At 65.5% G+C, this 25,208-nt stretch carries 27 protein-coding genes; 9 read left to right on the forward strand and 18 right to left on the reverse strand.

What is annotated here, in order from left to right:
• Positions 1-227: 227 nt before the first annotated feature.
• Positions 228-893 (reverse strand): transposase, encoded by a 666-nt coding sequence (locus tag AC3WN8_RS00135; RefSeq protein ID WP_492667328.1) that lies wholly within the window; start codon positions 891-893, stop codon positions 228-230.
• Between the two features lie 1,053 nt (positions 894-1,946).
• Here AC3WN8_RS00135 and AC3WN8_RS00140 point away from each other — a divergent pair.
• Complete coding sequence (locus tag AC3WN8_RS00140) at positions 1,947-2,099, forward strand: hypothetical protein (RefSeq protein ID WP_492667329.1); 153 nt, start codon at positions 1,947-1,949, stop codon at positions 2,097-2,099.
• Between the two features lie 83 nt (positions 2,100-2,182).
• Here the strand turns inward: AC3WN8_RS00140 and AC3WN8_RS00145 are convergent, their stop codons facing one another.
• From AC3WN8_RS00145 to AC3WN8_RS00180, 8 genes are all read right to left on the reverse strand, one after another.
• Positions 2,183-2,932, reverse strand: a complete 750-nt coding sequence (locus AC3WN8_RS00145) for a proteasome-type protease (protein WP_492667330.1) — start codon at positions 2,930-2,932, stop codon at positions 2,183-2,185.
• Entirely contained in the window at positions 2,932-3,756 is an 825-nt protein-coding gene (locus AC3WN8_RS00150) for a transglutaminase family protein (RefSeq protein WP_492667331.1), read from the reverse strand. Before AC3WN8_RS00150 ends, AC3WN8_RS00145 begins: the two co-directional genes overlap by 1 nt.
• Before the next feature lie 6 nt (positions 3,757-3,762).
• Entirely contained in the window at positions 3,763-4,698 is a 936-nt protein-coding gene (locus tag AC3WN8_RS00155) for an alpha-E domain-containing protein (RefSeq protein ID WP_492667558.1), read from the reverse strand.
• Between the two features lie 8 nt (positions 4,699-4,706).
• A complete protein-coding gene (locus tag AC3WN8_RS00160) occupies positions 4,707-6,236 on the reverse strand; it encodes a circularly permuted type 2 ATP-grasp protein (RefSeq protein ID WP_492667332.1) in 1,530 nt (509 codons plus the stop codon).
• 92 nt (positions 6,237-6,328) lie between these two features.
• Positions 6,329-7,123 (reverse strand): PhzF family phenazine biosynthesis protein, encoded by a 795-nt coding sequence (locus AC3WN8_RS00165; RefSeq protein ID WP_492667333.1) that lies wholly within the window; start codon positions 7,121-7,123, stop codon positions 6,329-6,331.
• Between the two features lie 10 nt (positions 7,124-7,133).
• A complete protein-coding gene (locus AC3WN8_RS00170; RefSeq protein ID WP_492667334.1) occupies positions 7,134-8,072 on the reverse strand; it encodes a cation diffusion facilitator family transporter in 939 nt (312 codons plus the stop codon).
• Positions 8,069-8,659 (reverse strand): pyridoxamine 5'-phosphate oxidase, encoded by a 591-nt coding sequence (gene pdxH / locus AC3WN8_RS00175; RefSeq protein ID WP_492667335.1) that lies wholly within the window; start codon positions 8,657-8,659, stop codon positions 8,069-8,071. Before pdxH ends, AC3WN8_RS00170 begins: the two co-directional genes overlap by 4 nt.
• Before the next feature lie 59 nt (positions 8,660-8,718).
• Positions 8,719-9,600 carry a LysR family transcriptional regulator gene (locus tag AC3WN8_RS00180; protein WP_492667336.1) on the reverse strand — a complete coding sequence of 294 codons (882 nt, stop codon included), beginning with the start codon at positions 9,598-9,600 and terminating at the stop codon, positions 8,719-8,721.
• 188 nt (positions 9,601-9,788) lie between these two features.
• On the opposite strand from AC3WN8_RS00180, the gene AC3WN8_RS00185 reads away from it, so the two are divergent.
• The 6 genes from AC3WN8_RS00185 (at position 9,789) to AC3WN8_RS00210 (ending at position 14,586) form a co-directional block, all read left to right on the forward strand.
• A complete protein-coding gene (locus AC3WN8_RS00185; protein ID WP_492667337.1) occupies positions 9,789-10,271 on the forward strand; it encodes a hypothetical protein in 483 nt (160 codons plus the stop codon).
• A 49-nt stretch (positions 10,272-10,320) separates the two neighbouring features.
• Positions 10,321-11,265 (forward strand): DnaJ C-terminal domain-containing protein, encoded by a 945-nt coding sequence (locus AC3WN8_RS00190; protein ID WP_492667338.1) that lies wholly within the window; start codon positions 10,321-10,323, stop codon positions 11,263-11,265.
• A gap of 9 nt (positions 11,266-11,274) precedes the next feature.
• Positions 11,275-12,261, forward strand: coding sequence for a YihY/virulence factor BrkB family protein (locus tag AC3WN8_RS00195; protein ID WP_492667339.1), 987 nt, complete (start codon positions 11,275-11,277; stop codon positions 12,259-12,261).
• Entirely contained in the window at positions 12,258-13,061 is an 804-nt protein-coding gene (gene fabI / locus AC3WN8_RS00200; RefSeq protein ID WP_492667340.1) for an enoyl-ACP reductase FabI, read from the forward strand. The genes AC3WN8_RS00195 and fabI overlap by 4 nt, the downstream gene beginning before the upstream one ends.
• Before the next feature lie 38 nt (positions 13,062-13,099).
• Positions 13,100-14,170 carry a chorismate synthase gene (aroC, locus tag AC3WN8_RS00205; protein WP_492667341.1) on the forward strand — a complete coding sequence of 357 codons (1,071 nt, stop codon included), beginning with the start codon at positions 13,100-13,102 and terminating at the stop codon, positions 14,168-14,170.
• Between the two features lie 149 nt (positions 14,171-14,319).
• Complete coding sequence (locus AC3WN8_RS00210) at positions 14,320-14,586, forward strand: hypothetical protein (protein ID WP_492667342.1); 267 nt, start codon at positions 14,320-14,322, stop codon at positions 14,584-14,586.
• Between the two features lie 53 nt (positions 14,587-14,639).
• On the opposite strand, the gene AC3WN8_RS00215 is transcribed toward AC3WN8_RS00210, so the two are convergent.
• The 7 genes from AC3WN8_RS00215 to AC3WN8_RS00245 form a co-directional block, all read right to left on the reverse strand.
• On the reverse strand, positions 14,640-15,230 hold the full coding sequence (locus AC3WN8_RS00215) for an NADPH-dependent FMN reductase (RefSeq protein WP_492667343.1): 591 nt from the start codon (positions 15,228-15,230) through the stop codon (positions 14,640-14,642).
• Between the two features lie 3 nt (positions 15,231-15,233).
• On the reverse strand, positions 15,234-15,980 hold the full coding sequence (locus tag AC3WN8_RS00220; RefSeq protein ID WP_492667344.1) for a class I SAM-dependent methyltransferase: 747 nt from the start codon (positions 15,978-15,980) through the stop codon (positions 15,234-15,236).
• Between the two features lie 160 nt (positions 15,981-16,140).
• Positions 16,141-17,430 (reverse strand): adenylosuccinate synthase, encoded by a 1,290-nt coding sequence (locus AC3WN8_RS00225; protein WP_492667345.1) that lies wholly within the window; start codon positions 17,428-17,430, stop codon positions 16,141-16,143.
• 132 nt (positions 17,431-17,562) lie between these two features.
• A complete protein-coding gene (locus AC3WN8_RS00230) occupies positions 17,563-18,678 on the reverse strand; it encodes an ATP phosphoribosyltransferase regulatory subunit (RefSeq protein WP_492667346.1) in 1,116 nt (371 codons plus the stop codon).
• Positions 18,679-18,687: 9 nt separating this feature from the next.
• Positions 18,688-19,107 carry an anthrone oxygenase family protein gene (locus AC3WN8_RS00235; protein WP_492667347.1) on the reverse strand — a complete coding sequence of 140 codons (420 nt, stop codon included), beginning with the start codon at positions 19,105-19,107 and terminating at the stop codon, positions 18,688-18,690.
• A gap of 33 nt (positions 19,108-19,140) precedes the next feature.
• Complete coding sequence (gene serA / locus AC3WN8_RS00240) at positions 19,141-20,724, reverse strand: phosphoglycerate dehydrogenase (protein WP_492667348.1); 1,584 nt, start codon at positions 20,722-20,724, stop codon at positions 19,141-19,143.
• 117 nt (positions 20,725-20,841) lie between these two features.
• Positions 20,842-22,005 (reverse strand): phosphoserine transaminase, encoded by a 1,164-nt coding sequence (locus tag AC3WN8_RS00245; RefSeq protein WP_492667349.1) that lies wholly within the window; start codon positions 22,003-22,005, stop codon positions 20,842-20,844.
• 148 nt (positions 22,006-22,153) lie between these two features.
• Between AC3WN8_RS00245 and AC3WN8_RS00250 the strand changes: the two genes are divergently transcribed.
• Positions 22,154-22,843 carry an extensin-like domain-containing protein gene (locus tag AC3WN8_RS00250; RefSeq protein ID WP_492667350.1) on the forward strand — a complete coding sequence of 230 codons (690 nt, stop codon included), beginning with the start codon at positions 22,154-22,156 and terminating at the stop codon, positions 22,841-22,843.
• A 39-nt stretch (positions 22,844-22,882) separates the two neighbouring features.
• Positions 22,883-23,752 (forward strand): LOG family protein, encoded by an 870-nt coding sequence (locus tag AC3WN8_RS00255; protein WP_492667351.1) that lies wholly within the window; start codon positions 22,883-22,885, stop codon positions 23,750-23,752.
• Between the two features lie 183 nt (positions 23,753-23,935).
• On the opposite strand, the gene AC3WN8_RS00260 is transcribed toward AC3WN8_RS00255, so the two are convergent.
• Both AC3WN8_RS00260 and AC3WN8_RS00265 read right to left on the reverse strand, forming a co-directional pair.
• A complete protein-coding gene (locus AC3WN8_RS00260; protein ID WP_492667352.1) occupies positions 23,936-24,523 on the reverse strand; it encodes a GNAT family N-acetyltransferase in 588 nt (195 codons plus the stop codon).
• Positions 24,520-25,161, reverse strand: coding sequence for a c-type cytochrome (locus AC3WN8_RS00265; RefSeq protein ID WP_492667353.1), 642 nt, complete (start codon positions 25,159-25,161; stop codon positions 24,520-24,522). The genes AC3WN8_RS00260 and AC3WN8_RS00265 overlap by 4 nt, the downstream gene beginning before the upstream one ends.
• Between the last annotated feature and the right edge of the window lie 47 nt (positions 25,162-25,208).

Below are 25,208 nucleotides of genomic sequence, written 5' to 3' on the forward strand. Positions count from 1 at the left end.
GGTTAACTTCAGAAATCTATGCAAAAATAATGCTTGGGTTTCGCAATGCCGTAGCGGCAGATTGGATTTCGCTGATAGCGGTGACACCGTCTGTGCCAATGAAGGTGGGAGTGTTCGGGATTTTAAATTCCCAGATGGATGACTGTCTACTATTATTACTTATTACGATGCCAGTGTTATTACGGTGATCGCAGGGCACGGTCCAGACATGACACCTTGCTTAACCCCTAAAATGCTTTTGATTTTGGTCCGCGCTTCTTCGGCCTGAGGGAAAGGCCGGTCCGTGCTTCCATATCCTCAAGCCATTGCACCGAGCCAACCGGGCGGCCAATGCTTTCGGCCTTGCGCAAGGCGGCGTAGGTGAAGGCTTCATCGAAAGCCTCATCGAGGAAGGCGGCGAAATCCCCGACGCGCTCCAATGCCGGCGCAACCGCGACGATGCCGTCGCCGCTCCCCTCGCACAGCGCGCGGGTGCTCGACCATTTCCAGTCGATCGCACGCCTCACCAGTCGCGCCCGGACGGGATTGAGCGCCACGTAGCGAAAGGCGGCGACGAGATGCGCTTCATCCATTGCCACCGAGCTGAACCGACCCTGCCACAGATGGCCGGTCTTGCGCATCCGCGCATTGATATAGCCCGTGTAGCGTCGATGCAGATCGCCGAAGGTTCGCCGCAAGCCGTCTTCATCCTGGGGGACGAGGACGATATGAACATGGTTGGGCATCAGGCAGTATGACCAGATCTCCGTATGCGCACGCCCGGCTGCCTCGGCGAGCAGATCGAGATAGAGCGCATAGTCGCCGTCCTCGAAGAAGGTCGGCTCGCGTCGGTTGCCCCGCTGTGTCACATGATGTGGGATGCCCGGAAACACGAAGCGAGGAAGGCGAGCCATGCAGCAGATGCTGGCACAATATGGGGGTTAAGTAAGCTGTCACCGTAATTCCACCGTAATTCTACAAGTCTTACCAGGATTGAGTGAAATTGGCAGTAAATCCCCGGGAATTCTTGCGGATCGCCTTGCTACAAAATCTCCAAGACTGATTGGTGATGTTATGATTAATCTTGATGGATCTACAAATAATATAGATAACAGACTTAGAAGATTCCTAGACAGGAATAGGAATTATCAGGATATGGAGGAGCAATTCTGCAATGCGCATATGTTCGCGTGCTAAAGAGATTCTGATATGAAAATTAGAGAAATTGGCATTTATACTTTTGGAGCCTGCGCTTCCATGGTTCTGGCACTATTTTTGTGGTACGCCTATGAAATGTCGGGTGCAATTCAAATAATTAAATCGAGAGAAAATATAAGAGAATGTAATCGATATATTGAAAATAGCGTGATTGACGACGCGATAGCAAGGGATATAATAAATATAGTGGGAATTTCAAAGAGATCAATACTTATGTTTAAAACATCGAAGGCAATATTTATAGCTCAAATGAGGATATTCTATCCTATTGGTATCAGGCGTAGCCTTGTTCTGAAAGTAAGTTCCGGTCCAATTGAAAATTGCTCACGGCTATGAGTTGACATCCATAAGATCGGATTGCAGTGACATGTGGGATTGCAGTGACATCTGCAAAACCCCCTAAATTATTGACGGTCGCCGCGATTGCAGCCACGGCCCGGCTTCCACGCATCGTCCTTCCCGGCATCTCCCTACACATGACCCAGCGCGGTAATCGCTAAGATCCAGTCTTCCTCGAGCAAGGCGAGGCAGCCGATAAAATCTGATGAGGAGTTCGACCTGTGCCACATCCCAATATCTGGGGAGCGGCGTTAGCGCTCTCGTGCCTGGCAATCGCTGCCCCCGCAAATGCGAGCAGTGCGGACCAAGGCTATACATCGTCCATATTGACAACAACCGACGGGCGGGCATTTTTCGAGCAGAATGGAATCCGGACGACAAGGCCGGCATGCGCAACGGCGACCAGATGGGTGATCGACGTGACCACCGCGACGGGACAAGCCATGCTCGCGAACCTGCTGAGTGCGAACGCGCAAAATCGGAAGGTTTTCATCAGCGGCACGAGCAATTGCGCCGCCTGGGGCGACAGCGAAACCGCTGCCGGTATCATGCTGGCCGACTGACGCATCGAAGGCGCGGCGCCGGTTAAAATGGCGACGGGACCGCTTCGCTTCGCCCCAACTCCCCCATCATGTACCCAATCCCCTCAATCCGCCGGCATGAACGGCGGATCCGGGATGGTCGCGCGCGCTTCGTTGAGCAGCATGCCCCAGCGGACCGACAGGTCGTTGAAATACCGATCGTCCCAGTCGATGCGGCGGCGGATATCGGGCTGGGTACGGTCCGACGGGATCACGATGAGGTCGAGCGGGCGGCCGACCGCCAGGTTGGATCGCATCGTGCTGTCGAACGAGATCAGGCCGACTTTCACCACTTCGCCGAGCGGGGTCGAATAGGACAATGCGCGGTCGAGGATCGGCTTGCCATATTTGGTCTCGCCGATCTGCAGGAACGGCGTTTCCGGATAGCATTCGATGAAATTGCCCTGGCTGTAGATCATGTAGAGCCGGAGCGGCTCGCCGCCGATGCTGCCGCCGATCAGGAAGGAGACGCCGGTGTTGATGCTGGTGCCCTGGAGCGTGCCCTCCAGGTCGCTGCGGGCATGGTGGATCGCCTCGCCGACGAGCTGCGCCGCGCGGAAGATCGTCGGCATGTCCTCGATCCGGCGCACCCGGCCTTCATGCTCGGGATCGGGCAATCCCTCCCGCAGCATCGCCAGCGCCGACTGGGTGACCGACAGATTGCCGGCGGTCATGCCGACGACGATGCCGCGCGGGCCGTCCTCCAGCATGTGGAGTTTGCGATAGGTCGAGATGCTGTCGACGCCGGCATTGGTCCGCGTGTCGGCGATCATGACCAGGCCGGCCTCGACGAGCATTCCAACACAATAGGTCATTAGTTCTGCTGCTGGCTCTGGGACATGCTGACGCGCACATCGACGGACAGATTCTCATCGCCGCCGCCTGTGCGCGCCCCGGATAGCGGAGCCGCGGCGGCATAGTCCAGCCCCGTGGCGACGCGGACATAGGCGTCGTCGGCGCAGATGCCGTTGGTCGGATCGAAACCGATCCAGCCGAAACCCTCGACATGCGCCTCGGTCCAGGCATGGGCGGCGGGCTGTTGCTCGAGCCCGTCGCGGCGGAAGAGATGGCCCGAGACGTAACGCGCCGGCGTGCCCATCACGCGCGCCGCCGCGCAGAAGATATGCGCGAAATCCTGGCAGACGCCGTGCCCCGCATCGAATGCCGAGCCCGCATCGGTCTCGACCCCGGTCTTGCCGGGATCGAACCGCATCCGCCGGTTGAGCTCGCGATTGAGCAGATGCAGCCGCGACAATTCGTCCTTCTCGACCGCGATCAGCCGCTCTGCCAGTTCGCTGATCGCCGGATTATGCCGGCTGAGCGGGGTCGGGCGCAGGAACAATGTCGGCGGCAGCGGTTCGGGCGCGTCGCGGATCACCCCGGCGGTGTCGTCGGTGAACACCTCTCCCCACACATTGACGCTGACATGGTCGACCGGGCCGGGCACGTAGAGCATCGTCACCTTGTTGCCATAGCCGTCGACATGGTTGCGCAGACGCGCGTCGCATTCGACGTCGAGCGTCCAGTTGACGATGATCTGGCCGGCATGGCTGGCCGGCGTCACCCGCAGCAGCTGGATGATCCGCGTCTGCGGCTGGCTGAACCGATAATCGGTGCGATAGTCGATGGTCAGGTGCATGACGCCTCAGGTGAACCGGAACTGCTCGGCGATCGCCGCGTCCAGTTCGTTATTGTCGCGGATGAAGCCCAGCAGGAACTGGTGCAACCCATTCTGGAAAACCGTGTCGATCGACAGTCGTTCCAGCGCGGCCTCGCGACGCCGGGCCAGGCGGTCGGCCTGACCCTGTTTGCCGATCGCGCCGGAGATCGCGCTGAGCATCTGGCTCGCTTCGTCGGCGGTGGCGACCAGCGAGCGCGGCATGGCGCGGCGGAAGATCAGCATCTCGGCGACCAGCCAGGGTTTCAGGCCCTGGGGATAGAGCATGTGATAGGCAGTGCGCGCCGACACGACCTGAAGCAAAGTGAGCCATTGGTCGCGGTCGATCATGCCGCCGACCTTTTCGCCCTCGGGCAGCAGCAGATGATATTTGACGTCGAGCAGCCGCGCGGTCGATTCGCCGCGCTCGATGATCGATCCCAGCTTCACGAACCAATAGGATTCGCTGTGCAGCATCCGGTTGATCGCGCCTTCGAAGCCACGGGCCTCGGCCTTGATCTGATCGGCCAGGTTGAGCGTCGCCTGGGTACCGCCCGTGCTTGTCCGCCCCTTCAGATTGTTCCAGGCGCGGTTGATCGTCTCCCACGCCTCGCGGGTCAGCGCGACGCGCGCGGCGCGTGCGTTCAAACGGGCGGACTGGATGCACGAGCGGATCGAGCTGGGATTGCTCTCGTCGAGCGCCAGATAGCGGCTGACATGCATGGGCGAGATATTCTCGCCCGTCGCCCTGAAACCCTGCGCCGCCGACGCCACGGCGAGCGCGCTGGTCCAGGCGCCCATGCCGGCCGGGCGGGCCGAAAGCGAGTCGAGCCGGATCGTCGCTTCGAGCAGCCGGGCGGTGAATTCGGCGCGTTCGACATAGCGGCCGATCCAGTAGAGGTTCGACGCGGTGCGCGACAGCATGATCAGGCTCATTGCGCCGACCCCTGCGTCTGGGCCTGTCCTTGCACCTGGCTTTGCTCCTGCCCCTGTCCTTGCGATTGCGTCTGCGACTGGGCCGGAGGGGCGGGCCTGTCCATCAGCACGAAACTGTCCTTGGTGCCGCCGCCCTGGCTGGAATTGACGACGAGCGATCCTTCCTTGAGCGCGACGCGGGTCAGCCCGCCCGGCGTCACGGTGACGCCGTCGCGCCCGGTGAGCAGGAAGGGGCGGAAATCGACATGGCGGGGCGCAATGCCCTTGGCGGTCCAGGTCGGAACCGTCGACAGCGCCAGTGTCGGCTGTGCGATATAGCGTGCGGGCTCGGCCTTCAGCGCGGCGCGGAAATCCTCGATCTCCGCGCGGCTCGCGGTCGGCCCGACCAGCATGCCATAGCCGCCCGATCCATCGACGAGCTTGACCACCAGCTGCTCGAGATTGTCGAGCACATATCTGAGCGCCTCGGGCTCGCGGCAGCGCCAGGTTTCGACATTGGGCAGCTTGGCCTCGCCGCCCGAATAATATTTCACGATCTCAGGCATATAGCTGTAGATCGCCTTGTCGTCGGCGATGCCGGTGCCGGGCGCGTTGACGATGGTGACATTGCCCGCCTGCCAGGCCGACATCAGCCCGGCGACGCCGAGCATGGATTCGGGGCGGAAGACCAGCGGGTCGAGGAAATCGTCGTCGACGCGCCGATAGATCACATCCACGCGCACCCGGCCCGATATGGTGCGCATATAGACCACATCCTCGTCGACCTCGAGGTCGGATCCCTCGACCAGCGCGATGCCCATCGTGTCGGCGAGGAAGCTGTGTTCGTAGAATGCGGAATTGAAATGGCCGGGAGTCAGCAGCACGCAGACCGGATCGCGCCGCGCGCTTTCGGGCGCGACCGAGACGAGCGTGCGGAACAGCGAATCATGATAGGTGTCGACCGGGCGCACCGGATAGGTTTCGAACAGCTCCGGACAGAGCCGCAGCATCGCCTCGCGATTCTCGATCATGTAGCTGACGCCCGACGGCGTGCGGGCATTGTCCTCCAGCACGAAAAAGGCGTCGGGCCCGGTGCGCACGAGATCGATGCCGCAGATGTGCGCATAGATGCCGTGCGGCGGCCGCGCCGCCGAGGCGGGCACGCAGAATTGCGGGTTGGTGAAGATCAGCTCGGCGGGAACGACGCCGTCGGCCAGGATGCGCTGCGCGCCATAGATGTCCTGAAGAAAGGCGTTGAGCGCCTCGACACGCTGGACCAGCCCTTCGGACAGCGACGCCCATTCGCCGGGCGTGAAGATCCGCGGCACGATGTCGAAGGGGATGATGCGCTCCGCGCTTTCCTCTTCGCCATAAACGGCGAAGGTGATGCCGAGATCGCGGAAATATTGTTCGGCGGCGCCCTGTCTTCGTTCGAAATCGGCGGGCGGTGTGGCCTTTGTCCAGGCGGCCAGATCCTCCAGCCCGGGCCGGGCCTGGCGCCGTGCGCCAAAGCCCCAGATCTCATCGAATGTCCCGCGTCCTGCCATGCCCGTGATATCGAACCCGCTTCCCCATTGCGTCTCAGGCGCGGAGACTGCACGGCTTTGTTGCGTTGCACAAGGGGGCTGGGTTCATCGCTTCAAAGCGTGAAAATGCCTTCGATCACGGTGACGCAGCGGCCGCCCAGGATCACGCGGTCGTCGTCGAGGCGGCAGGTGAGGTGTCCGCCGCGCCGGCTGGCCTGATAGGCGGTGAATGCGTTCCGCCCCAGCCGCTTCGCCCAATAAGGGACGGCGACCGCATGCGCCGATCCCGTCACCGGATCTTCGTCGACGCCGACGCCGGGGGCGAAGGCGCGGCTGACGATATCGGTCTCGGCGCCCGGCGCGGTGACGATGGTCAGCACGTCGCCATCGGCGGCCAGCGCGCGGAAATCGGGCCGGATCGCGCGCACGATCGCTTCGTCCTCGACCACGATCAGGGCGTAGCGGCTGTTGTGCCACAAGGTCTCGACCGCCGAGTCCAGCCCGAGTGCCGCGACCAGATCGGGCAGCGGCCTGGGTTCGGGCGCCCGGACGGGCAGGGCGAGCGCATAGCCGTCGTCGGTGCGCGACACGTCGAGCAATCCGGCCCGGCGCGTGCGGAAGCGGACGGTGGCGCGCGCCGGATCGGCCGCGAGCACGACATGGCCGCTGGCGAGCGTGGCATGGCCGCACAGGGTCACTTCGCCGCCGGGGGTGAACCAGCGCAGCTCATAATCCGCTTCGCCGCCGGCGTCGGGCAGGATGAAGGCGGTTTCGGAAAGGTTGTTCTCCCCGGCGATCGCGAGCAGCACATCGTCGTCGAGCCAGGCGTCGAGCGGGATCACCGCGGCCGGATTGCCGGTGAAGGGCCGGTCGGCAAAGGCGTCGACCTGGGTGATCGCCAATTTCATCGCGGCGCTTTCATAGCGGCGTTTCCCTCAATTGCTCGTCATCCTGACCCGCGCGATCGATCTGGCCGACCGGATCGGGGTGGATCAGGATCTCGACGTCGGGAAACTCGATAGCGAGCTTCGCTTCGACTTCGTCCATGATGCGATGCGCCTCCGCGACGGTCAGGTCGGGGTCGACGCGGACATGGAACTGGACGAAATCCTGCGCGCCGCTGGTACGGGTGCGCAGGTCGTGGATGTCGACCAGTTCGGGATGGCGCGCCGCGATCGCCAGGAAGCGCGCACGCTTCTCCGCCGGCCATTCCTTGTCCATCAGCTGGTCGATCGCCTGGGACGAGGCCCGCCACGCGCCGTAGAGCAGCCACAGCGCGATGAGCACGCCGAAGACCGGATCGGCGCCGGCGACGCCCAGATATTGCTCGATGACGAGCGCCGCGATGACCGCGCCGTTGAGCAGCAGGTCGCTTTGATAATGGACATTGTCGGCGCGGATCGCGACCGACCGGGTGTGCGCGATCACGCTGCGCTGATAGGCGACCAGGCCGAGCGTCAGCAGGATCGCGACGACCGAGACGCCGATGCCATATTCGGCATTGGCGGTGGTATCGCCCGCCATCATTCGTGAAGCGGCGCGGGCCGCGATCGCCAGCGCGGAGACGGTGATGACGACCACCTGGAACATCGCGGCGATCGCCTCGGCCTTGCCATGGCCGAACCGGTGTCCTTCGTCGGCGGGCTGGGCGGCGACATGGACGCCGAACAGGGTGACGAGCGACGCCAATATGTCGAGCCCGGTATCGGCGAGCGAGCCGAGCATCGCCACCGAGCCCGTCGCCCATGCCGCATAGCTTTTGAGCAGCAGCAGGACGAAGGCGACCGACAGGCTCGCCAGCGCCGCATTGCGCGTCAGTCGGGCACGGTCGCCGGGCGACGTCGCTACCGTCGTCATGGATAAAGGAGCGTCTCGCGCCATCCCCCGGCTCCGGCATCGTCGCTGCGCAGGAACAGCCGCCGTTCGTGCAGCCGATATTCGCGGTCCTGCCAGAATTCGATCCGCGCGGGCGTGACGAGATAGCCCGACCAATGCGGGGGGCGGGGAACGTCGCCGCCCTCGAAACGCGCCTTGGCTTCGTCGAAACGGCGCTCGAACGTCTCGCGCGCGTCGAGCGGGCGCGACTGGTCCGATGCCCAGGCGCCAAGCTGCGAATCGCGGTGGCGCGTCGCGAAATAGGCATCCGCCATCGCGTCGGTCACGGTCGAGACCGATCCCTCGATCCGGACCTGGCGGCGCAGCGATTTCCAGTGGAAGAGCAGGGCAGCATGCGGGCTGGCGGCGAGCTGGTCGGCCTTGCGGCTTTCCTGGTTGGTGTAGAAGACGAAGCCCTCCGGGCCGTGCCCCTTGAGCAGCACCATGCGCACCGACGGCCGGCCTTCGGCATCGACCGTGGCGAGGGCCATCGCGTTGCTGTCATTGATCTCGCCGGCGCGCGCCGTGGCGAACCAGTCGTCGAAAAGGGCAAAGGGATCCTGCGTCATGGGGGCGGTTTAAGCGATCGCGCGGCGATGCCAAAGGGCCAGTTGCATGGATATGGCGCTCATGCGCCGCGTGCACCCGTAAGCACCGGCCGCAGCGACTCCGCCTGCGCGGCGATCGCATCGATGATCTCGCGCACGGGGGCGACGCCGCGCAGGCGTTCGGGATAGACCAGCCAGAGTTCGCTCGCCTCGACATCGAAGCAGCGCACCAGATCGGGGGCGCCATGGCCGGCGACGCACGGGATCGCGCCGACGCATCCGCCGCCGCGGACGATCGCGATCAGCGCGCCGATGGTATTGGTGACATGGATGATATTGGCGCCGAGCGCCGCCGCCGCGTCGCGCGGTGCGCCATCGAGCGTCGCGATGCCATGCGTCAGGATCGTTTCGAAGCTGGGCATGCCGTGGCGATCGATATAATCCTGCGTGGCGTAAAGCGCCCATTGGCTGTCGGGCAGGCGACGGCGGACGAGCAGCGGATCGTTGGGCGTCACGCCCGCGCGGATGGCGATATCGGCTTCGCCGCGGCGCAGATCGGCAATGTCGCTCGAAACCGCGATTTCGATCCGGATCCCGGGGTGAAGCGCGCGAAATCGCGAGGCGACGGGCGCGATCAGCAGATCGGCGATGCTGTCGACCGCGGTCACGCGGATCACGCCCGCGCCGACCCGGCGAATGGCGCCCGCCATATCGGCAAAGATGTTGCCGCCGGCCTCGATCGCCTCTGCGGCGGGCACCAGAGTGCGGCCGGCCTCGGTCAGCGCGTAGCCGGAGGGCCCTCTGTCGAACAGCCGGATCCCCAGCGCCGATTCCAGCGCCGCGATCCGCCGTGCGCAGGTGGTCTGGTTGACGCCCAGCCGCTGCGCGCCGCCCAGCGTGCTGCCCGCGCGCGCCACGCTCAGGAAATAGGCGACGTCACCAAGCTCCCAATCGATCGCCATTCGACATCATCCGTTCTGCGAATTCGCAGAACGGTTCTGCACGACGGTCGATTGTCTGTCGAGCATCGCCCAAGCTATTCCATATTCACCGAACGGGCGCCGCCCGATCACCGAAACCAGGCCCCTTATTCGCTGATCCGGCGCGCATTGCGTCCGGAAACGGCGCGGCCTTGCCGAAAGGACCCGACATGATCTTCCACGCCTCGATCCCGTCCGACAATCCGCGCCGCACCGCCGAAGCGATCGCGGCGCTGTGGGGCGGCCGCGCCTATCCCTTTCCGCTGCTGGCGCAAGGAAGCTGGGTGGCGCTGGCCGGCGACGATCGCGGCAGCATCGTCGAGGTGCTGCCGCGCGGAACCGAATTCCACCGTCTGTCCGGTGAGCATTGCCTGACGGTCGAGGGCGAGCCGAACCGCCACGGCGCCTATCATCTGCTGATCTCCACCGCGCTCGACATCGAGGATGTGATCGCGATCGCGATCGACAAGGGGTTCCACGCGCACGCGGCCAGCCATGCCGGCCTGCCGGTGATCGAATTCTGGATCGACGATTGCTTCCTGCTCGAGGTGCTGACGCCCGCGGCCGAAGCCATTTATCGCGGCTCGGTGAGCTTTGCCGCGGCCGATGCGATGATCGAGCAGATGGGCGGAATGGCGGCGCTTGCGGCCTGATCCGTTCGGCAAGGTTGCCGCGAGCCGCGCCACGCACTAGCTAAGCGGCATGGCAGATCCATATGCGACTTTGGGAGTGGCCCGCGGGGCGAGCGAGGCCGAGATCAAGAAGGCTTATCGCACGCTCGCCAAGGAGCTGCATCCCGACCGCAACAAGGATAATCCCAAGGCCACCGAACGTTTCGGCCAGGTCACGTCCGCCTATGACCTGCTGACCGACAAGGACAAGCGCGCGCGCTTCGACCGCGGCGAGATCGACGGCGACGGCAATCCGACATCGCCCTTCGGCTTTGGCGGGGGCCATCCCGGCGGCGGACGTCCGGGCGGATCGCAGCATTTCGAGTTCTCTGAAGAGGGGCTCGACCTTGGCGATATCTTCGACGGACTGTTCGGCGGCGGCGGTGCCGGTCGTCAGCGCGGGGGCGGATTCAGCGGCTTCGGCGGCGGACAGCGCCGTGCGCCGCCGCCCAAGGGCGGCAATGTCTCCTACCGGCTGGCCGTGGCGTTCGAGGATGCGGCCGCGCTCAAGCCGCAACGCATCACGCTGCAGGACGGCGCCGCGATCGACCTGAAGCTGCCGGGCGGCGTCGAGACCGGCACGCAGATGCGGCTGGGCGGCAAGGGGCAGCCCGGGCCGGGCGGCGCGGGCGACGCGATCGTCACCATCGAAGTGCGGCCGCATCGCTTCTTCACGCGCGACGGCGACAATGTGCGGATCGACCTGCCCATCACATTGTCCGAAGCGGTGCTCGGCGCGAAAGTGAAAGTGCCGACGGTCGACGGCGCGGTGATGCTCGGCATCCCGGCCGGGTCGACATCGGGCAAGGTGCTGCGGCTGAAAGGCAAGGGGTTCCACGCCAAATCGGGCACGCGCGGCGACCAGCTCGTCACGCTGATCGTCGATATTCCCGCCGACGATGCGGCGCTGACCGCTTTCGTCCGCGACTGGCAAGGGGATGCTGCGCGGAACCCGAGGGCGGCCCTGGGGGGTTAACCTCGTACGATGCAGGACATATCCCCCCAATCGCCGGAGGAGAGGCGCAAGCGGCTCTCCGGCGCGAGGGCGGCGATGCAGGGTGGGCTCGACCGGATCCGGCCCGGCACCTATCCCTTCACGGTCGCCAAGCGGGTGGTGATTGGCGTCTATAATGACGGCTTCATCCATGCCGGCAATCTCGCCTATCTCGCGCTCGTCACGCTTTTCCCCTTCTTCATCGTCGCCGCCGCGGTCGCGCGGCTGTTCGGACGGACCGAGGACGGGCTCCACGCGGTCGACGCCTTTCTGCGCACCGTGCCGCCGGGGGTCGCGGAAGTCCTGGCCAAGCCGATCAGCGACGTTCTGAGCGCGCGTTCGGGCTCGCTGCTCTGGCTGGGCGCGCTCGTCGGGCTCTGGACCACGGGCAGCTTCATCGAGACGATCCGCGACATCCTGCGCCGGGCCTATGGCGTGCGCTATTCGCGGCCCTTTTGGGAATATCGCCTGGGGTCGATCGGGCTGATCGTCGGATCGGTCATCCTGGTGATGATCGCCTTCAGCTTCCAGGTGATATTGCTTGCCGCCGAGCAGTTCATCATCCGGGTGCTGCCGGTCGAATCGGATCTGGCCAGTTTCGTCACCTTCTCCCGCGCGGCACCGGGGCTGGCCTTGTTCGCGGCGATGTACATGCTGTTCGTGTCGCTGACGCCCAAGGCGTATCGTGGTCGCGAATATCCGAAATGGCCGGGCGCGCTGACCGTGACGATCTGGTGGCTCGGCGTCGGCACGCTGCTGCCGATGGCGATCGCGCATTTCGGCTCCTACGATCTGACATATGGCAGTCTTGCCGGTGTCATGATTTCGCTCATTTTCTTCTATCTTGTTGGCTTCGGCGTGGTTATCGGGGCCGAACTCAATGCGGCGCTGGCTGAAAGCCCAGGCACGCGGCGCGGGATGGACACTCCGGCGCCTGTCGAGAAGACGGCGTCGACGACAGTTACGGAGGACGTGTGAACGGCTTGATGACCGGAAAGCGCGGGCTGATCATGGGACTCGCCAACGATCGCTCGCTGGCGTGGGGGATCGCTCAGAAATTGCATGCGGCGGGTGCCGAGCTTGCCTTCAGCTATCAGGGCGAAGCGATGGAAAAGCGGGTACGCCCGCTCGCCGAACAGGTCGGCTCGGATTTCCTGATCGATTGCGACGTCTCGGACATGGCCAATCTCGACGCGGCGTTCGCGACGCTTGCCGCGCGCTGGCCGACGATCGACTTCGTCGTCCACGCCATCGGCTATTCCGACAAGAACGAGCTGCGCGGCCTGTATGTCGATACCAGCCTCGACAATTTCCTGCTGACGATGAACATCTCCGCCTACAGCTTCGTCGCGGTGGCGCAGCGCGCGCGGCCGATGATGGCGGCGGGCGGCGCGCTGCTGACGCTGAGCTATTACGGCGCGGAGAAGGTGATCCCGCACTATAACGTCATGGGCGTGGCGAAGGCGGCGCTCGAGGCCAGCGTCAAATATCTGGCGATGGACCTGGGGCCCGAGAATATCCGCGTCAATGCGATCTCGGCCGGGCCGATCAAGACGCTGGCCGCATCGGGCATCGGCGATTTCCGCTATATCCTGAAGTGGAACGAGCTGAACTCGCCGCTGCGCCGCAACGTCACCATCGACGATGTCGGCGGCGCGGGCCTTTATCTGCTGAGCGATCTCGCCAGCGGGGTGACCGGTGAGACGCATCATGTCGATGCCGGCTATCACGTCATCGGCATGAAGGCCGAGGACGCCGCGGACATCGCCCTAGCTTAGGGCTTTCTCCCCTTTTTTGGGGAGAGGGGGAGACGGGCATGAGCTTCAACACGTTCGGCCGTGTGTTTCGCTTCACCAGCTGGGGTGAATCGCACGGGCCTGCGCTTGGCGCGGTGGTGGACGGTTGCCCGCCGGGGCTTGCCCTGTCCGAAGCCGATATCCAGCCCTTCCTCGACAAGAGGCGTCCGGGCCAGTCGCGCTTCACGACGCAGCGGCAGGAGCCCGATCAGGTCCGCATCCTCTCGGGCGCGTTCGAAGGGAAGACCACCGGCACGCCGATCTCGCTGATGATCGAGAATGTCGACCAGCGGTCGAAGGATTATTCGGAGGTCGCCAAGGCGTATCGCCCCGGCCATGCCGATTATGCCTATGACGCCAAATACGGGTTTCGCGACTATCGCGGCGGCGGGCGCAGTTCGGCGCGCGAGACCGCGGCGCGCGTGGCTGCAGGCGCGGTGGCGCGGCTGGCCATCCCCGAAGTGTCGATCCTGGCCTGGGTATCGGAGATCGGCGGCGACGCGATCGATCCGGCGCGCTTCGATCCGCGCGAGATCGAGCGCAATCCGTTCTTCTGCCCCGATCCGCAGGCGGCGCTGCGCTGGGAACGTCTGGTCGACGGCGCGCGCAAGTCGGGATCGTCGCTCGGCGCCGTGATCGAATGCGAATGCCGCGGCGTTCCGGCCGGATGGGGCGCGCCGCTTTACGCCAAGCTCGACAGCGAGCTGGCCGCGGCGATGATGAGCATCAATGCGGTCAAGGGGGTCGAGATCGGCGACGGCTTCGCCGCGGCACGGCTGAGCGGCGAGCAGAATGCCGATCCGATGCGGCCGGGCACCGACGGGCCCGAATTCCTGGCGAACCATGCGGGCGGCATTGCCGGCGGCATCTCGACCGGCCAGCCGGTGCGCGTGCGCGTGGCGTTCAAGCCGACCAGCTCGATCCTGACTCCGGTCGAGACCGTCGACCGCGACGGCGAAGCGACCGAGATCATGACCAAGGGGCGGCACGATCCCTGTGTCGGGATTCGCGGCGTGCCCGTCGTCGAGGCGATGGCGGCGCTGGTGCTGGCCGACCAGAAACTGCTCCACCGCGCCCAGTGCGGCGGCTGAACACACAGGTTCCGCCATCCGTCGTGCTTGCCGAACGACCCGTCGTCGCGCCTCGGCGGGCGGGGCCGGCATCGGGATGAGCTGCGCATCCTAAGCGTGCCCGCGACGTTGACCCGTCGCTACCACAAGCACGTCACTCAGGAGTTTTCATGCGCAATCTGATGATCTTCGCCGGTTCGGCCCTGCTCTTCGCCGGCGCCGCTCAAGCCCAGGACACCGCCACCCAGCCGCCGGCGCCTGCCGAAGCCCCCGCACAGGACGCGAGCACGACGCCGCCCGCCGACCCGGTCGCCCAGCCCGCGGATCCGATGGCGCAGCCGGCATCGGCACCGACCGACAGCGCGGCGCCGGCCGCGGACGAAGCGGACCATGGCAAGCACAAGAAGGGCAAGAAGAAGGACAAGACGCCCGAATAGGCGACGATCCTTCGGGATCGATCGGGCCGGCTGCCGAAAGGCGGCCGGCCTTTTCAGTATGGCGGGGCCTTGATCGCCTTTTGTGCCTTTGCCGCCTCCGCCCACCATTCCAGATCGGCCGCGAATTTCGGGAAATTGCGTTCCAGCCGCCCGCCGCCCTCGCCGACGGGTTCGCCATCGGCATCGAGCGTCTGGTGGATGCGGCCGACCGGCAGGATCTCGGACACGGTCGGCATGCCCATTTCCGCCAGCGACACGCGCCAATTCATCATCGCGCGGACGCCGCCGAAGATGCCCGCCGAATAGCAGGCGATCGCCGAGGGCCGCCAGAACCATTCCTCGAGGAAATGGTCGGTCAGATTCTTGAGGCCCGGCTGGACGCCCTGATTATATTCGCCCGCGACGAAGACAAAGGCATCGGCGCGGCGGATCACGCCCGCGACGCGTTCCAGCGCCTCGGGCGCTTCGCCGGCGGGATATTCCTTGTAAATCCGGTCGAGCATCGGAAAGGCTTCGGCCCTGGCATCGACCAGCGTGGCGGCATGTCCGCGCGCGGCGAAGCGGCGCGTGAGATAATCGGCCAGGCGGATGCCGAGACGGCCGCTGCGATAGGATCCGTAGAACAGCGCGATCTCAAGGCCCATCTTCTACCCCCGTCTGATGCCGATCACCGTACCCTTGGTACCGCTCAGGTCCAGCCGGAATTCGAAATCGGGCCAGCGCTTGCGCCAGCGCTGGAGCACGATCCGTTCGCCCGGACGGGCGCCGTCGTCGAGCAGCACGACGCCGCCCGGCGCGATCCGGTGGAACAGGCATTCGGCGGCGCCGCGCACATAGGGATGGATCGCCCAGGGCGGGCCGTCGATCACCAGCATGTCGATGCGATCGGGCAATGCGGCGATATCGTACCAATAGCCCGGCCAGTCGCCCGGCGCCGGGACCAGCGCCGCGCCGCGCATATCGGCCTCCAGCCCATATTCGGCGAGCCAGCCGCGCGTCGCTTCGATGAAATCCTCATGCTGGTCGAAGCTGACGAGGCGGCCGCCGCCATGGCGCTGGAGAGCGCGGGCGGTGACGAACGACGATGCGCCCGCGCCCAGCTCGACGACGGTCGCGGGGCGGGCGCGCTCGATATGATCGACGATCAGGCCGAGCAGCGCGGTATCGGCCTTCCAGCTTCCCAGATTGGGTAGGGAATCATGCGGCAGCTCCAGCCGATCGAGCAGCGCGATCTTGTCGTCGAGCCGCCCGCCCGACAGGCTACGCAACAGCCAGGGCCAGCCGATCGCGCCGAAGAACAGGATGTGCGCCCGGTCGGAGAGCGAGGTCACGATCTCGCGGGCTTGCGCGCCGTGCGATCGGGGAAGGAGTCCGGTGGCTTCGCGCGTGGTCATCGCAGGGTGGTACACCGCATCGCACGCCAAACAAGCCGTGCGGGCCTCGGTTCCCCTTGCGCCGCAACCCGATGAGCGTGACTCGCCGGGTCGCGGCATGATCGCACATGAAGATTGCGCGAAGCTGTCCCCGGATGCGTCGGCATCCGGGGAGACCTGATCAGTCGGAGAAGGGGTCGCGGACGAGGATGGTGTCCTCGCGCTCGGGGCTGGTCGAAACCAGCGCGACCGGGCACTGGATCAGTTCCTCGATGCGGCGGATATATTTGATCGCCTGTGCGGGAAGCTGTGCCCAGCTCCGCGCGCCGGCGGTCGATTCGTGCCAGCCGTCCATCGTCTCGTAGATCGGCTCGACCGATGCCTGATCCGCGGCATTGCTCGGATAATGATCGATCACCTGTCCGCGCAGCCGGTATCCGGTGCAGATCGCGATCTCGTCGAAGCCGTCGAGCACGTCGAGCTTGGTCAGCGCGATGCCGGTGACGCCCGACACCGCGACCGACTGGCGCACGAGAACGGCGTCGAACCAGCCACAGCGGCGCTTGCGGCCGGTGACCGTGCCGAATTCGTGACCGCGCGTGCCCAGACGCTCACCGATCTCGTTTTCCTGTTCGGTGGGGAAGGGGCCGGAGCCGACGCGCGTCGTATAGGCCTTGGCGATGCCGAGCACGAAGCCGACCGCGCTGGGGCCGAGGCCCGATCCGCCCGCCGCGGCGCCCGCGATGGTGTTGGACGAGGTGACGAAAGGATAGGTGCCATGATCGACGTCGAGCAGCACGCCCTGCGCGCCTTCGAACAGGATGCGGCGGCCACGCTTGCGCGCTTCGTTGAGCATCAGCCAGACCGGCTTGGCGAAGGACAGCACGAAATCGGCGATCTCGCGCAATTCGCTCAGCAATGCCTCGCGATCGACCGGCGGCTCGCCGAAACCGGCGCGCAACGCGTCGTGATGCGCGGTCAGGCGGTCGAGCTGCGGGCCGAGTTCGTCGAGATGCGCGAGGTCGCAGACGCGGATCGCGCGGCGACCGACCTTGTCCTCATAGGCGGGGCCGATGCCGCGCCGGGTCGTGCCGATCTTGCCGGCGCCGCTCGCATCCTCGCGCAGCGCGTCGAGATCGCGGTGAAAGGGGAGGATGAGCGCGCAATTGTCGGCGATGTGCAGCGTTTCGGGCGTCACCTTGACGCCCTGTCCGGTCAGCTTCTCGACCTCGGCCTTGAGCGCCCAGGGGTCGAGCACCACGCCGTTGCCGATCACGCTGGGCGTACCGCGCACGATGCCGGACGGGAGCAGCGAGAGCTTGTAGACATTCTCACCGATGACCAGGGTATGGCCGGCATTGTGGCCGCCCTGGAAACGGACGACCATGTCGGCGCGCTCCGCGAGCCAGTCGACGATCTTGCCCTTGCCCTCGTCGCCCCATTGGGCGCCGATTACTGCGACATTTGCCATGTGTACGAGTCTCCGCCTGCCGAGCGGATCCGGGACGCCCTTCGACAGGACTCGGCGACCGGATGCGATTAATGCGGGCGCTGCCCGCGTTCGGCGGCCCCTCTGCCTTCGGCGGGGCCGAAGGTCAAGCGATCACAGCGGGTGGGGCGCTCCGTCGTGCAGGATATGCGAACAGATCTGCGCCGCCGGGCTGTCGTCCTCGGTCAGTGCGGCCACCGTCACCCAGCCGGCCTCGCGCAGGCGCGCCGCCTCGGCCGGATCGGCGCCGAAGGGCACGAACAGGCGGCGACGCGCCTCCGTCGCCAGGCCGGCATCGACCAGCGGATCGCAATAGAGCGAAAAGCCGATCGCCGGTTCCTCGCGTCCGTCGGGATGGACGATGGTATAGGATCCGCCGCGCCCGATCTCGCCGCTGACGCCCTCGGCGAACAGCGAGAAGCCGAACCAGTTCTGATATTCGAAGCCGTGGCGCTCGGTGGGATCGAGCGTGATCGCGACCTTGCCGCGCACGGCCGCCGCGATCCGCTCCAGCCCGTCGAGGCGCGATCCGAGCGTGCCGGCCGTATCGAAGGCGCGGAGCCGCGCGATCGCGGCATCGAAGGTGCCGGCAGCTTCGACCAGCGGCAGGAAGGCGTCGGCGCCCCGCGCCACGAGGCCGCCCGCATCCTTGGCATCGAGCAGCGCGCGAACCTCCGACGCCTCGGCGGCATCGAGCGGCAATGGGCCGGCGGCGAGATGGTCGACCAGATCGGGCAGGGTGAAATCGATGGTGAGCCCGGTCACGCCCGCGCGCGTCAGTGCCTCGACCGCGACGCTGACGATCTCGAGCGCGGCGGCGACGGTGTCGAGCCCGACCAGTTCGGCGCCGACCTGCATCATCTCACGCTCGGGGCGCAATTGCGTCGCCTTCAGCCTGAGCACCGGCCCGCCATAGCTGAGCCGCAGCGGGCGCGGGTGGTGCGCCATGCGGGTCGCGGCGATTCGGCCGACCTGGGTGGTGATGTCCGGACGGATCGCCATGGTCCGTTGCGAGACGGGATCGACGAAGCGCAGCAGATCCTGTGCGCTTGTCGTCTTCAGTCCGGCGCGCAGCCCGTCCTCGAACTCGGCGAGCGGCGGCGAGACGCGCTCATAGCCATAGCCGGTCGCGGTATCGAGCACGCAACGCACCAGTCGCGCCGATGCGTCCGCCTCGGGCGGCAGTCGGTCGCGATATCCTTCGGGAAGCAGTCCGGGCAGCAGGGTCATGCGGTCCCCTCAGACGAATTGGCGGATGAACACAAATGTTGCGGCAATACCCAGCGCCGTGCGGCCGGCATGAAGCCGCCCCCATTGCCGGATGAGCGGCTGCGCGTTGCCCGGGTCGGACAGTTTTTTCAACCGATTGTTGGTCGGCATGATCGCGATGAAGGTAAAGGGCCAGTTGGCGAGGATCAGCAGGGCGCCGGTCAGCCAGCCCGGACCGCCGCCGATCCACCAGGCCCAGATCGCCGCAGCGCCGGAGACGATCGCAAGCCCGGCCTGGAGCGGGGCGGCGCGATCATAGCTCATGCGCCATTGATCGAGCATCGCGGCGGGCGGCAGCGTCAGCCGCACCGGCTGCTCGACGAGCGTGATATAGGCCGCCGCGCCGGTGAAGAGCGCGGCGGCCAGAAGAGCGATGGACTGGACGATCAATGGAACCTCCGCCGAACGGGCAGAGGCGTCTTATCAGAATTTGAGCGCCTTCACCCGCTTGACGCCCGGCAGGTTGCAGACCGCCCACAGCACCGGCTCGGGCACCGGCGAATCGACCGAGAGCAGCAGCGCGGCTTCACCGCCCGGGCCCGCGGCGCGACGGCCGAGATGGAAAGTGGCGATGTTGATCTCCGCTTCACCCAGCGCCGATCCGATGCGGCCGATGAAACCGGGCGCGTCCTGATTGACGACATAGAGCATCTCGCCGTCGAGATCGGCCTCGACCTTGATGCCGTGCAGTTCGACGAGCCGCGGTTCGGCGTTGGAGAACAAAGTTCCCGCGACCGAGCGCTCGCCCGCGTCGGTCGAGACCGTGACGCGCAGCAGCGTGTGATAATCGCCCTCGCGATCGTGGCGCACCTCGCGCACGTCCAGCCCGCGTTCGCGCGCCAGATGGGGTGCGTTGACCATGTTCACCGTGTCCGAATAGGCGCGCATCAGGCCCGACAGCACGGCGGCGGTGATCGGCTTGGGATTGAGCTCCGCCGCGGCGCCCTCGACCTCGACCGCGACGCCCTTGATCTTGTCGCCCTCGAGCTGGCCGACCAGCGAGCCGAGCTTTTCGGCGAGCGCCATATAGGGGCGCAGCTGCGGCGCTTCCTCGGCGGAGAGCGAGGGGACGTTGAGCGCGTTGGTGATGCCGCCATTGACCAGATAATCGGCCATCTGCTCGGCGACCTGCAGCGCGACATTGACCTGCGCTTCGCTGGTCGACGCGCCGAGATGCGGGGTCGAGATGAAGTTGGGCGTGCCGAACAACGGGCTCGCCGTGGCAGGCTCCTCCACGAAGACGTCGAGCGCGGCGCCGCCGACATGGCCCGAATCGAGCGCGGCCTTCAATGCCGCTTCGTCGACCAGTCCGCCGCGCGCGCAGTTGATGATGCGCACGCCCTTCTTGGTCTTGGCGATGTTCTCGGCCGACAGGATGTTGCGCGTCTGATCGGTCAGCGGGGTGTGCAGCGTGATGAAGTCGGCGCGGGCGAGCAGTTCGTCCAGCGTCACTTTCTCGATGCCCAGTTCCACGGCGCGCTCGGGGGTGAGGAAGGGGTCATAGGCGGCCACCTTCATCTTCAGCCCGCGCGCGCGGTCGGCGACGATCGAGCCGATATTGCCGGCGCCGATCAGGCCCAGCGTCTTGTTGGTGAGCTCGACGCCCATGAAGCGGTTCTTTTCCCACTTGCCCGCCTGGGTGGAGGTGTCGGCCTCGGGAAGCTGGCGGGCGAGCGCGAACATCAGCGCGATGGCGTGTTCGGCGGTGGTGATCGAATTGCCGAACGGCGTGTTCATCACCACCACGCCCTTGGCCGAGGCGGCGGGGATGTCGACATTGTCGACGCCGATGCCGGCGCGGCCGACGACCTTCAAATTGGTCGCGGCGTCCAGGATCTCCTTGGTGACCTTGGTGGCGGAACGGATCGCGAGGCCGTCATACTGGCCGATGATCGCGATCAGCTCTTCCTTGGTCTTGCCGGTGATCTCATCGACTTCGACGCCACGCTCGCGGAAGATCGCGGCGGCCTGGGGATCCATTTTGTCGGAAATAAGGACTTTGGGCATGGTGAAAACCTTTCTGGTTTTCGTCATCCCGGCCGCAGCGGGAATCCCCGGTTCTTTTGCATATTCGGGCGAAAAGAAGGGAGATCCCGGCCTTCGCCGGGATGACGTAAATGGGAGTCAGGCGGCCTTTACGGTCGCATAGGCCCAGTCGAGCCAGGGGCCGAGCGCTTCGACATCGGCGGTGTCGACGGTGGCGCCGCACCAGATGCGCAGTCCCGCCGGTGCATCGCGATAGCCGGCGATGTCGTAGGCCGCATCTTCGGCTTCGAGCAGCGACGCGAACTTCTTGATCATCGCTTCGTCCGCACCCTCGACCGTCAGGCAGACGCTGGTGGTCGAGCGTGTCGCCGGATCGGGAGCGAGATGACCCAGCCAGTCGCGGTCCGCGACGATCCTGTCGAGCGCCGCCGCATTGGCATTGGCACGACCGATCAGGCCAGTGAGCCCGCCGACCGACTTCGCCCATTCGAGCGCGAAGATCGCATCCTCGACGGCGAGCATCGACGGCGTGTTGATCGTCTCGCCCTTGAACACGCCTTCGGCCAGCGCGCCCTTGGAAACCAGGCGGAACACCTTGGGCAGCGGCCAGGAGGGGGTGTAGCTCTCCAGCCGCTCGACCGCGCGGGGGCCGAGGATCAGCACGCCATGCGCGCCTTCGCCGCCCAGCACCTTCTGCCACGAGAAGGTGGCGACATCGATCTTGTCCCACGGAATGTCGTAGGCGAAGACCGCGCTGGTCGCGTCGGCGAAGGTCAGGCCTTCGCGTGTCTCGGGGATCCAGTCGCCATTGGGCACGCGCGCGCCGGAGGTGGTGCCGTTCCAGGTGAACAGCACGTCGTTGCTCCAGTCGATCTGCGTCAGATCGGGGATATGGCCGTAATCGGCGCGCAGCACGGTGGGATCGATCTTGAGCTGCTTGACGGCATCGGTGACCCAACCTTCACCGAAGCTCTCCCATGCGAGCGCAGTGACGGGGCGGGCGCCGAGCATGGTCCACATCGCCATTTCGAACGCGCCGGTGTCGGAACCGGGGACGATGCCGATGCGGTGCGTGTCGGGCAGCGCGAGCATCTCGCGCATCAGATCGATGGAATATTGCAGCCGGGCCTTGCCGATCTTGGACCGGTGCGAGCGACCGAGCGAACCGGTCGCAAGGCGTTCGGGCGACCAGCCGGGAGGCTTGGCGCAGGGACCGGAGGAAAAGTGGGGGCGCGCCGGCTTGGTGGCGGGGCGAGTCGTCGCAGAATCGTGCGCATCGCGCACGGGCAGTGTATTCGTCATGTCAGTCTCTCCTTTCAGAGAGCACGCGCTGCGTTGGGACAGCGTGGCCCGCCGCCGCCCTTAAAGTCGCGCCCGCGCCTGTCAAGCAATGAGTTCCCGAAATCGCCTCTTAGGATGTTGTTAACCATCACTGCCCTAGGATTAAGCCATGGTTTTGCTGCGTAGAGATCGGTTTTTTCTGGCCGGGCCGCTTCTCGCCATCATGGCGCTGGCCGCCTGTGTCGGTGCGCCGGATGGCCGAAGGGCCGCGCCGGGCAAGCGCCCCCTCGCGCAGAAACCGGTTCCGATGCGTTTTGCCGACGACGTATCGACCCGGCAATGCATGGCCGATCTGGGCGCCGCGTCGGTCCAGTATAGCGCCTTGCCCAATCAACAGTTCGATGGCGGCTGCTCGTCACTGGGCAGCGTGAAGCTGCTCGATATCGGCACGCCCGTCACCAATCTCGGTGCGATGACCTGCCCGCTGGCGAAGACTTTCGCGGCCTGGGCGCGCTATGGCGTGCGGCCCGCGGCGCGCCAGATCCTGGGCGCCGAAGTGGTGAAGATCGAGACGATGGGCACCTATAGCTGCCGCAACGTCAACGGCGCCGCGACCGGGCGGCTGTCCGAACACGCGCACAGCAATGCCGTCGATGTCGCCGCCTTCGTGCTCGACGACGGCCGCCGCATCGCGGTGCGCGGCGGCTGGAAGGAAGGGACGAGCAGCGAGCGCGCCTTTCTGAAGACGATCCACGATTCGGCGTGCAAGCGATTCGCGACCGTGCTCAGCCCCGATTACAATGCGGCGCATTACGATCATTTCCATCTCGACATGGGGCGCGGGCCGTTCTGCCGGTGAGGGCTTGGGCTATCCGTCAAAGGCCGCTAAACGCCCTTGATGACTGACAAGATCGTACCCAGCCGGGTTTTCCCGCAAGCCAAGCAGGACGCAGAAAAGGCCAAGCAGGGGGTTTCGACCCCGCAGACCGAGCATCCCGCCTATCGTCTCGCCTTTCAGGATACCGACTTCCTGCTGCGCGAGGATTTGCGTCCGGTGCGTTTCCAGCTCGAGCTGCTCAAGCCCGAGCTGCTGCTCGACGAAGCGAAGATCGCATCGATGTTCGTCTTCTACGGGTCGGCGCGCATTCCCGAGCCCGAAAAGGCGGCGGCGCTGCTCGATATCGCGACCGACGAGCCGAGCCGGCGCATCGCCGAGCGGCTGATCGCCAAATCCAAATATTACGACGTTGCCCGTGAACTCGCGCGCATCGCCAGCCAGAGCCCGCGCGACACCGAAGGGTGGCGCCACTTCGTCGTCTGTTCGGGCGGCGGCCCGTCGATCATGGAAGCCGCGAATCGCGGTGCGGCGGACGTCGGCGCCGAAACGGTCGGACTCAACATCGTCCTGCCCCATGAACAGGCGCCCAATCCCTATGTCACGCCGTCGCTGAGCTTCCAGTTCCACTATTTCGCGCTCAGGAAGATGCATTTCCTGCTGCGCGCTCGCGCGCTTGCGGTGTTCCCGGGCGGCTTCGGCACGTTCGACGAGACCTTCGAACTGCTGACGTTGATCCAGACGGGCAAGATCAAGCCGATTCCGGTGCTGCTGTTCGGGCGGGAGTTCTGGGAACGGGTGGTGAATTTCGAGGCGCTGGTGGAAGAGGGCGTGATCTCCGCACGCGACCTGAACCTGTTCCATTATGTCGAGACGGCGGAGGAAGCCTGGGCGATCGTTCAGGATTTCTACGCGGAGTCGGCATCAGCCTGACAACCGGCGTCGGATCCGTTCATTCCGAAACACGCGTCATTGCGAGCCCTTCGACTGCCTGCCAAGGCAGGCGCTCAGGATAAACTTCGATCCTTTGGACCGAAGCGAAGCAATCCAGCGGCCCGAGCATTCTGGATTGCTTCGCTGCGCTCGCAATGACGATCCAACTCGCGCCAGCCAGTTTCAGCTCAGCGTTCTCATCCAGAATTGCATCGGCTTCTCGGTTTCGGCCGGGTCGCCGACATCCTTCCATGAGAAGCCGGTGGTGATGCCGTCGAGCCGTTCATAGCCGCGCTTGCGCCAGAAGCCGTCGAGCGGGGAATAGTCGGCCGGGCGGGCGGGATGATCGGCCGGGCGCATCACCGCACAGAAGGTCGCGTGGCGACGGCCGAGCGCGCGGGCATGCGCTTCGCGACCGTCGAAGAAGGCATGGCCGAGGCCATGGCCGCGATAATCGGGCAACAGCACCGATTCGCCGAAATAGAGGATGGTGGAGAGATCGTGGCCGTGCGCTTCGAACGGCGCGGCGAATTCGGCGGCATGATCCTCCATCGGCGCGGCGGTGGCCGCGCCGACCAGTCGGTCGCCGTCGAACGCCCCGATCACGATCGCGCCCGGACTGTCGGCATAGGCGGTCAGATAGCCGCGTTCATAGCCGATATCCCCATCATAGAGATAGGGAAAGGCGCGGAATACCGCGATGCGGAGCGCCGCCAGATCGTCGATCCGCTCGCCGAGCGCAGGGCCGGCGAGCGGTTCGACGCGGATCAATGCGCGGCGGGCGCCGCGGCGTTGGCGGCCGGCGCTGCTTCCGCGGCATTTCCAGCCGGCGCAGCGGCGTTGGCGGCCGGAGCCGCATCGCCGGCGGCAGGTGCAGCAGCCGCCGCTGCCGGCAGCGGCAGGTTCGAACCCTGCGCGTTCAGATAGACGAGCAGATTCGCGCGATCCTCAGGCTTCGACAGGCCGGCAAAGGTCATCTTGGTGCCCGGTGCGAACTTGCGCGGGCTGGAAAGCCAGGCGTCCATCTTCTGGAAATCCCAGTTGCCGCCCACGCCCTTCAGTGCGTCGGAGAAAGCGAAGCCCGCTTTGCCATGGCCGATCTCTTCACCCATGGTGCCATAGAGATTGGGGCCGATGCCGTTGGCGCCGCCCTGGTTGACCGTGTGGCACGCGGCGCATTTCTTGAACACTTCCGCGCCCTTGGCGGCGTCCGCAGCCGGCAGCAAAGTGGCGATATCGACCGCAGCGGCAGCGCCGCCACCGCCGGCCGGATCGGCGTCCGCGACCTCGTAGCCGGGCTTTTCAGGTGCTTCCGCATGGAAGTACATACCGCTGGCGATCGAAGCGCCCAGTGCCACGATCCCCGCGAACAAGGTCCAGCCTGCGATCGTGTTGAACCTGTCGTCCATCAGAATCCCTCTAATTCGTCCCGCATTCGAATGGCGCTCCCTTTAAG

The sequence above is a fragment of the Sphingobium sp. FW305-3-2-15-F-TSA7 genome (assembly GCF_058787155.1).